The sequence below is a fragment of the Streptococcus pseudopneumoniae genome, assembly GCF_001072665.1.
GTDB lineage: Bacteria > Bacillota > Bacilli > Lactobacillales > Streptococcaceae > Streptococcus > Streptococcus pseudopneumoniae_S.
The window spans coordinates 1-12,619 of the sequence record NZ_JVJI01000091.1; the positions used below are offsets into that span (position 1 = coordinate 1).

Consider the following 12,619-nt stretch of genomic DNA (forward strand, 5'->3'; position numbering starts at 1 on the left):
ATATGGTACTACTTCTGTTGGTTGTCCTGGTTTGGTTGGATCTGTTGGATCATTTGGATACTTAATTGGGTTTGTTGGTTGACCTGGGATGTTTGGTACCCATGAACCAAGTGGTTTGTAGGTTACTACTTCCTTGATATCTTCAGAATCACCTGTTACGTTTACTACTGGTACACTTGCTTTGTCAGCTAAGAATCCTTTAACTACTGGTGATTTAACTTCAGCTAAATCTTGTGCTGGAGTCCAATCTCCATATGTAACTTCTCCTGTAACTAAATTAACTTTCGCTTCACGTGTGAATTTAGCTTCTTGTGTTACTGTTTTTGGAGTGCCGTCTTCGTTTAATACTGGAGTGCCATCTTCGTAAACATAAGTAATTGTACGTGTGACAGTTTTGTTTAGATCTTTTTCTTCCAAACCAGCTGGGTATTTAGGTCCGTCTGGGTTATTTGGATCTACTGGAGTTCCTGGTGTTTTTGGTTGATCTGGTGTAACTGGTACAACACGTTCTTTAAGTGTTACTGTGAACTCTTGGTCAGTGTCAACATCTTTATCAAAGACGCCATCTGTTGGATATGTATTAGAAACTACTTCATATCCTTTGTTTTGAGCTTCTTTGATTCTCGCAGCGATTTCATCTGCTTTTGTAAGTTTGTCTCCACCTTTACCTGTTTCAGAGATTGGCGTGTTACCTTCCACTTGCTTAACATTACCATCTTTGTCTTGGTAGACAAATGTTGTTTTAGCTTTTTGGATTGGTGAGTAAGTTACTACATATTCGTAATCTTCATCTGTTGCAGTTGTTGGCTGTACCGGAACTTTTTCTACACTTGCAATGTATCCTTCTTTTTGAGGTACTGTTACTTCTGGAAGATTTGTATCTCCAATACCTTTCCAGTTAATGTAGATTGGTTTATCATTTGAACCAATTACTGCTTTACCCTCAGCATTTGTCTTAACAGTTCCTTTATAGCTTACAGTCTGAGTCGTTGGATCAAATACTTGTTGTCCTGCAAGACCTGGTGCATCATCGGCATAAACATACTTAATTGTACGATTTACTTCTTCTACTTTTGTTTTCTTAACATAATTGTAATCTACTGGCGTAACATAAGCTGAAGCATTAAGTCCATTCTTTTTCAATTCTTCAGTAGAATATAAATCACGAGCTCTAGTGTTCGTTACACTTAATGTACCTTCAATTCCTGTTGTAGGGATGTCTGCAAGGATGTACTCTTCTTCATCCACTTCTTTTATTAATGGAGGAATATAGTCAGATACATCGTATTTTTTACCTAGGACATTAGTATTATCCTTTGTACCATCTTCATTTAACGGACGATTACCATCATATTTAGTAGTAGCATGCCCTATAATTTTACCAGTCTCAAGATCTTTAAGTCCAATTACTACTGCTCCTGTTGGTGGTTCTCCTAGAGGTGTTCCAGATGCATTGATTTCCCAACCATTTGCAACTGTTGTAGTTACATCTTCTTTTTCACCACTAATAGATGTTCCACCAGAGACCGTTAACGTAGCTGCTGTTTTATCATTCCCTGCTGTTCCACCTGTAATAAGTCCAAATTCATTATAAGTAACATTAGAGAATTCACTTGTTAAAGTTTTATCTTTAATAACTTTCTCTACACCTAAAGATTGAAGAGATAACGAGATATTAGAACCTTCTTGGATGTATCCTTCTGTTACAGTTACTTCTAATTCTGTTGGAGAGATTAGTTTTGGAGTTAATGTAAATCCACCTTCACGACCATCTTGAAGAATCCAAACATTATTTTCATTAGCTTTAACGTTTGCCCAACGGTTAGCAAGACGGTATGTAATACTGTCTCCTTTATTAGGGTTAAGAGTTGAAGCTGTATTTAGACCATTTACAAAGTTAGTACTTCCTTGAAGTTCTTTGAATTCTGTAAATTCAGAATTAGGTAGTTTAATAGTAAATTTAGACCCTACTCCATAACGGATGTCTGAATCTGTATTAATCTCTAGAGTATCACTCTTACTTTTCAGTTCATTAGAAACATATCCTAAACCATTATTTGATCTTAATGAAGCTGATGTTCCTTGTTTTGAGAAACTTGCTTGCTGACCTTTACGTGTATAGGTATGTTCAACAACTGTTCTGCCATCGATCTTAATAGTAGCTTTATAATCTGTATCTTTTGAGATTTGCGGAGCTAAGTATCCACCACCTGATAAGTTTTCAGCACCAAATGAAACAACAGGATAATCTTTCACTTTCGCGTTCCACTCAATGTTGTAAGTATATGTACCCGTTTCATTAGCAACAGCTGGTTGTTCAGCAACACGCTGATCATAAGTCATTCCACGTTGTGTACGTTGCGCCCAATATGGTACAGATTTGTTATTGTTGTTTCCTGTTGATGTTCTATAGTCGATAGATTTAACTTTACCGATTACAGTACCATCTGCTGCAGTAATTTCTTTTCCTGCAGGGAAGGCAGCACCAAACTCAGCTAAGTTTGTAACTTCGATTTTTGTAATTGAACCTGCTTGTAAATCTGTAGTATCAATTGTTGAATCAAATCCCCATGCTTTAGGAGCTGTATTATCAGCATTCATCGTAATATAACCATTTGTTATAGATTTAACTTTTTCTCCATCTTTAACAACATCTTTACCTACGATTTTTTGGTCTTGAGTTGCTGCACCATCTAATACAGCTTCAACTTTACCTGCATGACCCGCACGTTTCATTTCAGCATAAACTGCTTCAATTGCGGCAGAAAGACGGTTCACTTGAGCTACCATCTGGTCTTTAGAAGCATCAGATGAAAGTAAACCTTTAGACGCTACTGCTTCAAGCTTCACTGTAGCAATTGCAGCTGATAATTTTTGTTTAGATGCATCATCTTTCACTTCTTTATCTGAGAAGTTTGAGGCTACTGTGCCCATAACATCAGCTTCTGAAGTCAATTGAGTAAGAACTGTCTTCACTTCATCTTGTGCTTTTTCTGTTGCAGCTTTTTCAGATGTTTCTTTGTTAGTTTTTTCTTTAGCTACTTCTTTTTTATCAGCTTGCTCTTTATCAGATTTTTCTGTTGCAGCTTTATCGGTAACTTCTTTTTCTGCTACAGGTTTAGCTTCAGTTTTAACTTCTTCTTTTACTTCAGGTTTTTCATCTGCTTTTACAGCATCAATCTTTAATTCTGGAAGTTCCTCAACAACTGGTGTTGTTATGGCTGAATCAGGTTTCTGTTTATCAGAATTTGTAACTTCTGGAGTTTTTGTAGAAGCAGTACTTGTCTCATCAGCTTTAACAGCATTTGCTCCTAAAAGAAAAGCAGTCCCCAAAAGAACACTAGCCGCACCAAAACTATACTTACGAATAGAAAAGCGCTGGGCTCTTCTACCATGGTATTTTTCCATTCTTGAATACATGTTTTCTCCTTATTTATATATATGTTGATTTAGAATACGGTTGAAGCCCTTCATATCCCCTGCCTCTCCTGCTAAAGAAAGCCTTCTTTAACGAAACTACAACACAATACTCATTATTCAATTTTATCATATATTTTCAACACCAGTCAACCAAAAAGTTCTATATATTCTCGCTTTTTGTATAATATTTTTGTACCCAAAATACAAAAAGAAGGAATTACCCTTCTTTTTATTATAATAACTTTTTTATTTACGGTTTAATACGGTGCAACATACGTGGGAATGGGATAGCTTCACGGATGTGTTTTGTTCCTGCTGCAAAGGTCACCATACGTTCGATACCGATACCAAATCCACCGTGTGGAACTGTACCGTATTTACGAAGGTCAAGGTAGAATTCATACTCTGTACGGTCCATACCAAGTTCATCCATCTTAGCAACAAGGGCATCGTAGTCTTCCTCACGCATAGATCCACCGATGATTTCTCCATAGCCTTCTGGAGCAAGCAAGTCTGCACAAAGCACGCGCTCTGGATTTCCAGGAACTGGTTTCATGTAGAAGGCCTTGATAGCTGCTGGATAGTTCATGACAAATGTTGGCACACCAAAGTGGTTTGAAATCCACGTTTCGTGTGGTGAACCAAAGTCATCGCCATGCTCAAGATGCTCGTAGTCAGCATCTTCATCATTTTCATGTTCTTGCAAGAGGTCAATGGCTTGATCATAAGTGATGCGTTTGAATGGCTCTGCAATGTAGCGTTTCAAGAGTTCTGTATCACGTTCCAATGTTTCCAAGGCTTGAGGCGCACGATCAAGAACACCTTGTAAAAGAGCTTTTACATAAGCTTCTTGCAAGTCAAGCGACTCATCATGTGTCAAGTATGAGTACTCAGCATCCATCATCCAGAACTCAGTCAAGTGACGGCGTGTTTTTGATTTTTCAGCACGGAATACTGGACCAAAGTCAAAGACACGACCAAGGGCCATAGCACCTGCCTCTAGGTAAAGCTGACCTGATTGGCTCAAGTAAGCTGGCGTTCCGAAGTAGTCTGTTTCAAAGAGTTCAGTTGAATCTTCAGCCGCATTTCCTGATAAAATTGGGCTATCAAACTTCATGAAGCCGTTCTTGTCAAAGAATTCATAAGTTGCATAGATGATAGCGTTACGGATTTGCATAACAGCTACTTGCTTACGAGAACGGAGCCACAAGTGACGGTTATCCATCAAGAAATCTGTTCCGTGTTCTTTTGGTGTGATTGGGTAGTCTTGAGATTCACCGATTACTTCGATGTCTGTAATATCCAACTCATAGCCAAACTTAGAACGTTCGTCTTCTTTGACAATACCTGTCACATAAACAGACGTTTCTTGGCTCAAGCGTTTGATGACATCAAACTTCTCAAGTCCCACTTCTTCACCAAATTTTTCTAAAAAGTTTGGTTTAAAGGCCACACCTTGGAAGAAGGCTGTCCCGTCACGCAATTGCAAGAAGGCGATTTTCCCTTTTCCTGATTTGTTGGCAACCCAAGCGCCAATCGTCACTTCTTGACCAACATAGTCTTTTACATCGATAATCGTTACACGTTTTGTCATTATTTTTCCTTTTCTTTTATTTTTCCATAAATGCTTTCAAGCGGTTAACTGCTTCTTTAAGCGTGTCTAGGTCTGTCGCATAGCTGAGGCGGACATTTTCTGGCGCTCCAAATCCAGCTCCTGTGACCAAGGCTACTTCAGCTTCTTCTAGGATAGCGGTTGTAAATTCTGTCACATCCGTATAGCCTTTCATCTCCATTGCCTTTTTGACATTTGGGAAGAGGTAGAAGGCTCCTTGCGGTTTGACCACTTCAAATCCTGGCACCTCAGCAAGAAGGGGATAGATGGTATTGAGACGTTCCTCAAAAGCCTGACGCATGCTTTCCACCGTATCTTGCTCGCCTGATAGAGCCTCAACTGCTGCATACTGGGCTACTGCTGACGGGTTTGAAGTTGTTTGACCTGCAATCTTGGACATGGCAGCGATAATGTCTGCTTCTCCAACGGCATAGCCAATACGCCAGCCAGTCATAGCATAGGTTTTAGACACACCATTGATAACCACTGTTTGCTTGCGAATCGCTTCTGATAGACTAGAAATAGGTGTGAACTCATGGCCATTATAGACCAAGCGCCCATAGATATCGTCTGCTAGGATGAGAATATCCTTTTCTACAGCCCAGTTCCCGATTGCTAAGAGTTCCTCACGGGTGTAAATCATACCTGTCGGATTAGATGGTGAATTCAGCACCAAAACCTTGGTCTTGTCTGTGCGAGCTGCTTCTAACTGCTCTACAGTCACCTTAAAGTGATTGTCTTCCTTAGCAGGAACAAAGACTGGCACACCCTCTGCCATCTTAACCTGATCTCCATAGCTGACCCAGTAGGGGGTTGGGATGATAACTTCATCACCTGGATTGACCACAGCCATAAAGAAGGTATAGAGAGAATATTTTGCTCCTGCAGCTACTGTCACTTGATTTGGCGCTACAGAATAGCCATAAAAGCGCTCAAAGTAGGTATTGACTGCTGCCTTGAGCTCTGGCAGGCCTGAGGTTACTGTATAAAAAGAAGCACGCCCCTCTTGAATCGATGCAATGGCGGCATCTTGGATATTTTTTGGAGTAGTGAAATCTGGCTCACCCAAGGTTAGAGACAAGATATCTCTTCCCTCAGCCTTCAGTGCTTTGGCACGGGCTCCAGCAGCCAAGGTCACACTTTCTTCCATTTCTAAAACACGGTTGGATAGTTTCATAGGCCCTCCTTATTGACCAATGCTCCTGTTTCAAAATCTACTAGATAAAAATCGGAGCCTGACTTGACTTCCCAGATTGGCTTGTCTTGATAACGGCCAAAGGTAATCTTGTCAATCTCGCCAGCTCCTTTTTCCTTAGAAACCGCTTCTGCTTTTTCTTGTGAAATACCCTGATTTAGCTGATAAACGTAAATCTTATGGTCATCTTTTCCGATCAGGACAGCAAGTGCTTCTTGCTGTTTATTACGACCAAGAACGCTGTAATAAGATTCCAAGCCATTGTATAAATCAACCTGATCAGCCTGCTCTAATCCTGCATACTGCTGAGCTAATTTTTCTCCTTCACTTTTAGCTGTTTGATAAGGTTTCATGCTAAGAGAAACCAGATACAGAAAGGAAGCACTGATAACCACAAACAAAATCGTCATCCCTAGACCATACTGCCACAGTAGATTATTTTTTGCTTTATTTTGTCTTGTTTTCACTCGTCTATTTTACCATCTATTGGGCTTTATTACAAGTGAATGCAAGAATACTCTTCGAAAATCAAATTCAAACCACGTCAGCTTCGCCTTGCCGTACCCAAGTACTGTCTGCGGCTAGCTTCCTAGTTTGCTCTTTGATTTTCATTGAGTATAAGAAACCAATTCTATTTCTTCCTTCAAAGTAAACCGATTTTTCTTGTTTAAAACCGAGAGAGAAAAGCATAGACACAAGCGAAATCACCGTATTAAAAAACCTGAGCTTGCACTCAAGTTTTCAGAAATTCTTTTAATCTATGGAATCATTTTATCATCTATTCTTTTAGCCATTTTTCCTAAAAAGATAGTCAGTAGAAGGCTAATCATGACTAAAAAGGATCCTAGATAAAGAAATGTTACTACAAAGCCTAAATTGTCAATCAACCAGCCTGTCAGTGGGAAGAAGACAATCATACTTAGACTAAACATCATAGAGTAGACACTCAGCATGGTTGCCCTTACTTCACTTGGGAGCCGCTCTTGCAAATCATTATCAAAAATCGGCTGAAAAAGAGCATATAGAGCATTACTAATCAAATAAACCAAAATATAGATTAGAGGTGTTCCAAAGTAGGACAGCAGGTAGGTAACTCCAGTCAGCAGGACGAGGACAGGGAAAAGCTTCAAGGCGGCATATCTCTTTCCAATCTTACTCGCTAGATAGACTGCGACGATATTCAAGAGACTTCCAAGTAGCATAACTGCTGAAATTTGCCAACTACTTAAATCCGGTAACTGATTTTGATAGTAAAAATAAAACATGCACATAAGTGTTCCGACAATCTGAGATAAAATCATCCAGTTGAAAAGCATGGGATTTCGCTCCAACTCATCCCTAACAGTCCAAATAATCTGTTTCATCGTCACACTATCAGCTTTTTCTAGCTTGACACTAGGTTCTTTCAGCATCCAAATCAAGACAAGAACTATGATAGAAGTGGCAATCATGATATAGTAGGTCAGGTGCAATTGACCATGGACAAAAAATCCCGCCAACACTGTCCCCAAAGACCGAGTTCCTTCTGCTACTCCTGACATGAAACTTGAAATGGATAGATAGCGTTCTTTTAGTCCAGCCTCTACAGCCGAGTCATAGACCATTGCTGCGCTTGTTCCTGAATCAAAATTATAAGACAAGGCATTTATCGCCATAGCTAGTGCATAAATCCAAAAATTTCCCTGCCCAGCCAACATGAGAATAGAAGACACAATCCCTGCTATACGACTTAAATAAAGGTTGGTCTTATAGGAATAGCGGTCAGCTAACATACCAGATGGAATTTCACAGAGAAGACTGGTCGTATGAAAAATACTCTCCAGAAATCCAATCTGCCAAAGAGACATTCCGTTTTGACTGAGAAAGAGAATCCAAAAACTGGTAATCCCTAGAAATGCAAAAAACTCAACTCCGGCCATCAGGCCAATATTTTTCCGATAATTTCTTATTAACATCTTTTCTCCTTAACAAGTGTATTATTTCTTTTGTCCGTCACTTGTTAATCTTTGCCTTACATGATCTCCACCCCTTTTAGAAGCATTCTTCAATGCCATTATTGTTCCTTTAATGATTTATGAAATGATACCGGAAAATAGCTGTTCTGCGGTTTCTATTGCTAGTTTTCTTGTTTATTTTAGCACTTATGTCATTATATTACAAGAGAATATTGGAATACTCCTATAAAATCAAAGAAAACTAAAATCCAAAAAATAGTTCTTACTTTTCCAGTGACAACTGACTAGAGTTTCAGCAATTTTATAATTTTCAAATAAACTCTGAGCAAATTTCTTGCAAGTCCTTTTGTTTTGTTGTAATATATTTTATAACAACGAGAAAGTTCTCGGAAATTTAAGAAAAAGGAGACACATCATGTCTAAAAAAGTATTATTTATCGTTGGATCACTACGCCAAGGTTCTTTCAACCACCAAATGGCCCTTGAAGCTGAGAAAGCACTTGCTGGTAAAGCAGAAGTTAGCTACCTTGACTATTCATCCATTCCTCTCTTCAGCCAAGATTTAGAAGTTCCAACTCATCCAGCTGTAGAGGCTGCTCGTGAAGCAGTTCTCGCTGCTGATGCCATCTGGATTTTCTCTCCAGTCTACAACTTCTCTATCCCTGGTACAGTGAAAAACTTGCTTGACTGGTTATCTCGTGCCCTTGACTTGTCTGATACACGTGGCGCTTCTGCCCTTCAAGACAAGTTTGTCACAGTATCATCTGTAGCCAATGCAGGTCACGATCAACTTTTCGCTATCTACAAAGACCTCTTGCCATTTATCCGTACACAAGTCGTTGGTGATTTCACTGCTGCACGTGTTAATGACTCTGCTTGGGCAGACGGAAAATTGGTTCTTGAAGAAACAGTCCTAAATTCACTTGAAAAACAAGCTCAAGACTTGGTCGCAGCAATTCAGTAAAAAATAGAGAATTTTAAGAAGTCTAAATCAATTATAGCCACCTCATAGGGTGGCTTTTTATTTCTCAATCAAGATTTTCAGACAAACATCAGACATCCAAAAAAACCTTGAGCGTTACCACTCAAGGTTTTTAGCAGTCTTTTCCATCATGGAAAATCGTTCTAAGAATATTCTTTCATTCGAGATCTATCACTTATCATCTTCTTTCGAGAAATTAATGACTGCTTGTTGCTGATTAATCTTCTTTTCTTCGACCTACATATAGGCTCAATAGAATACCGCTACCTAGAAGAACAGAGATATAATCAGATTGGCTTCCAGTTTCAGGTAATTTGTCACCATGATTTTCTTTACCTGTAGTTGGTGCTACTGGGTTAGAAGTTAATGGTGTTACCGGTTGAACTGGTACATTTGGATTTGGTTGTGTTGGAACTTCAGGAATGTTTGAACCTGGTTTGTCATTAACTTCAGGCATACCAGGTACTCCGCCATTAAATTCTGGAATTTCATGAACTGGAGGTGTTGGCATTCCTGGAACTTCTGGATTAGGAAGTTCATTGACTTCTGGCATACCTGGTACTCCACCATTGAATTCTGGCAATTCATTAACCTCTGGCATTCCTGGAACACCACCGTTGAATTCTGGCAATTCATGAACTGGTGGTTCTGGCATTGCAAACGTTGGTCCTTCTGGCACATTACGTGTTGGAGGAACTGGTTTGTCATTTGATGGTGTTACTGGTTTGCCTTGGCAACCACATTTACCATCTTTTCCGTCCTTACCATCTTTGCCGTCGCGACCATCACGTCCATCTTTAACAACTGTTTTTGTCACAGTTCCATCAGAATTGATGATTGTGATTGTATGACTACCATCACCATTATCTTCAACAGAAACTTTTGGTGATTTACCATCTTTACCGTCTTTAATCACCATTTCTGTCTTACTTCCATCTGGATTAGTGATTGTAACAACGTGAGTTCCGTCGTTATTATTTTTAACAGTTACAGTTGGTGAAACGCCATCTTTACCGTCTTTACCATCTTTGATAATAGATTTGTATTGACGACCATCAGAATCTATGATTGTTAATGTGTGAGTTCCGTCTCCGTTATCAACGATGTTCGCTTTTGGTGATTTACCATCAAAGATTGTAGTTGTAGTTTCTTTACCATCAGCTCCTGTCACTTTAATAGTGTGTGAACCGTTGTTGTTATCAATCACTTCAAGTTTTGGTTCTTTACCATCACGAACTGTAGTTGTTGTAGTTGTACCGTCTGAGTTCACAACTGTGATAGTGTGAGTTCCATCTCCGTTATCCACAACCTTAGCAGTTGGTGATTTACCGTCACGAACTGTGGTTTCAGAAACAGTACCATTACCGTTTTCTACACGAATTGTGTAAGTACCATCATGGTTATCTCTAACTGTTGCTACTGGTGATTTACCATCTTTAATGATTGTTTCAGTAGTTGTTCCATCACCATTTAGAACTGAGATCTTATGTGTTCCATTCTGTTCGTCAGTTATTGTAACTTTTGGTGATTTACCATCACGAACTGTGGTTTCAGTTGTCACACCTTCTGGATTTGTAATAACGATTGTATGACTTCCGTCTCCATTATCACGAACAGATGCGGTTGGAGTACGTCCGTCAACACCGTCACGACCATTCTTAACAACAAACTCATTCTTCGTTCCGTCTGGGTTAGTGATTGTTACTCTGTGGCTTCCATCTGGGTTTTCTGTTGTAGTTGCTGTTGCAGCTTTACCGTCTTTACCATCTTTGATGATAGCGTTGGTAACATTGCCGTCTCCATCCGTAACTTTAACAGTATGAGTTCCATCGTTGTTATCTGTTACTTCAACTTTTGGAGTCTTACCATCTTTACCATTCTTAACAACAGTTTCTTTAGTTGTTCCGTCTGGATTTGTTACAGTGATTGTGTGGCTTCCATCTGGATTTTCTGTTGTAGTGATATTGGCAGTTTTACCGTCTTTACCATCTTTAACTTTAGTTGTTGATTCAGAACCATCAGGGTTTCTAACAGTAATAGAGTGTGTTCCATCTCCATTGTCCGTTACATTTACAACTGGTGATTTACCGTCTGCTCCATTAGCTCCGTTTTCACCTTTTTCACCTTTGTCGCCTTTTTCACCGGCTACTCCTTGAGGTCCACGGATATTACCAATCTTGTTCCAAGAACCATTTTCTTTCTTGTAAACATCACCTGTATTGGCGTCGATATAAGTATCACCGTCTTTACCATCATTAGCAGTTGGGGCAGTAACTCCACTTAGTAATTCAGCACCGTTACGTCCATTTGTACCAGAAGCTCCATCTGTACCATTACGTCCATTTGTACCATTCAAGATATCACTTGTACCAATTAATTCATCCACACCTGGATCGTATTTACCGTTACCATTATTATCATAGTATGCTGTAATACGAGTACCATTTACTGGTTGTGAATCTGTAGTTTCTGGTTGCGTACCTGTTGAATCTGTAGTTGTTGGTTGTACTGTTTCTGATGACTCAGTTGCACTTCTATCTCCATCTGGTAATGCTCTTCTATTTCTTGCACTTCTTGATGTTCCAGAAGGTTGTGAATTAGAAGTTGATCCAACACCTCTTCTAACTGCTTCCACCAATGCATTTAAGTCAATAAATGGTGTACGTCCATCTTTACCATTCTTACCATCTTTCACTGTAAAGGTTACTGGATCTTTACCTGGTGTTGTGATAGTTACAAGAGTGCTTTGGCCATCTTGTCCACGTTGAGTAGTGATTGTAGGAGTTTGTCCATCCTGACCGGTTGCACCAGTTTCTCCCTTAGCACCATCTTGAACAAAGACTGTAGTTGGTTGTGAACCATCATGGTTATCCACCGTGATTTCTACACCCTTATGCCCTTCTTCATCCTTACGAACAGCTGTTACTGTTGGAGAGACACCGTCCACTCCATCTTTAATAACTGCAAGAGGTTTTTCAGGATTCAATGGTTGACCTGGATGTGCTGGATCTTCTTGGTAAACTTTAGTTTCTTTACCATCTTTGACAGTAAGCAATGATTTACCATCACGTCCGTCCGCACCTTTAGCACCATCTTTAATCATTTCAGAACCTAGAAGTTCATCAGTTCCTGGAGTATACTTACCATCATTGTTTTCATCAGTATAGAATGTCACAATTGTATGAGATGGATTGCCGTTTTGTCCTTCGACACGAAGCAAATCAACTTTTGGAGTTTTACCGTTCAGACCATTTTCTCCGTCCTTAACATTTACTGTAACTGGATCTTTACCTGGAACAGTGAATGTAATGTCGGTACTATGACCATCTTTACCTGGAGTTACAGTTACTTCTGGAGTCTTACCATCTTCTCCACGTTCACCTTTATCACCCTTAGGTCCCTTGATGTTGCCTTCTTTGTCCCAGTTGCCGTTATTCTTAACGAAGACGTCGCCT

Annotated in this window: 7 protein-coding genes; 1 reads left to right on the top strand and 6 read right to left on the bottom strand. The window is 39.6% G+C overall.

Translation table 11 applies throughout. The features are described from left to right. From ADH52_RS04815 to ADH52_RS04835, 5 genes are all read right to left on the bottom strand, one after another. A partial coding sequence (locus ADH52_RS04815; protein WP_049510421.1) for a mucin-binding protein occupies nt 1-3,420 on the bottom strand: 3,420 nt, incomplete at its 3' end. A gap of 250 nt (nt 3,421-3,670) precedes the next feature. Next, nucleotides 3,671-5,014: an asparagine--tRNA ligase gene (asnS, locus tag ADH52_RS04820; RefSeq protein ID WP_020902243.1), complete on the bottom strand. Its 1,344-nt coding sequence runs from the start codon at nt 5,012-5,014 to the stop codon at nt 3,671-3,673. Between the two features lie 16 nt (nt 5,015-5,030). Next, complete coding sequence (locus ADH52_RS04825; RefSeq protein ID WP_049510424.1) at nt 5,031-6,209, bottom strand: pyridoxal phosphate-dependent aminotransferase; 1,179 nt, start codon at nt 6,207-6,209, stop codon at nt 5,031-5,033. Next, nucleotides 6,206-6,694 (bottom strand): DUF5590 domain-containing protein, encoded by a 489-nt coding sequence (locus tag ADH52_RS04830; protein ID WP_042750837.1) that lies wholly within the window; start codon nt 6,692-6,694, stop codon nt 6,206-6,208. Before ADH52_RS04830 ends, ADH52_RS04825 begins: the two co-directional genes overlap by 4 nt. Before the next feature lie 291 nt (nt 6,695-6,985). Continuing rightward, nucleotides 6,986-8,182 carry an MFS transporter gene (locus ADH52_RS04835; RefSeq protein WP_049510427.1) on the bottom strand — a complete coding sequence of 399 codons (1,197 nt, stop codon included), beginning with the start codon at nt 8,180-8,182 and terminating at the stop codon, nt 6,986-6,988. Between the two features lie 415 nt (nt 8,183-8,597). Here ADH52_RS04835 and ADH52_RS04840 point away from each other — a divergent pair, with 415 nt between their 5' ends. Continuing rightward, nucleotides 8,598-9,146: an NADPH-dependent FMN reductase gene (locus ADH52_RS04840; RefSeq protein WP_049492444.1), complete on the top strand. Its 549-nt coding sequence runs from the start codon at nt 8,598-8,600 to the stop codon at nt 9,144-9,146. Between the two features lie 235 nt (nt 9,147-9,381). On the opposite strand, the gene ADH52_RS04845 is transcribed toward ADH52_RS04840, so the two are convergent. After that, the coding region (locus ADH52_RS04845; protein WP_049510429.1) for an SIALI-17 repeat-containing surface protein at nt 9,382-12,619 on the bottom strand (3,238 nt) is incomplete at its 5' end.

Coding starts and splice junctions, on each gene's coding strand:
- asnS (WP_020902243.1), bottom strand. CDS start 5,014: ATGACAAAACGTGTAACGATTATCGATGTAAAAGACTATGTTGGTCAA.
- ADH52_RS04825 (WP_049510424.1), bottom strand. CDS start 6,209: ATGAAACTATCCAACCGTGTTTTAGAAATGGAAGAAAGTGTGACCTTG.
- ADH52_RS04835 (WP_049510427.1), bottom strand. CDS start 8,182: ATGTTAATAAGAAATTATCGGAAAAATATTGGCCTGATGGCCGGAGTT.
- ADH52_RS04840 (WP_049492444.1), top strand. CDS start 8,598: ATGTCTAAAAAAGTATTATTTATCGTTGGATCACTACGCCAAGGTTCT.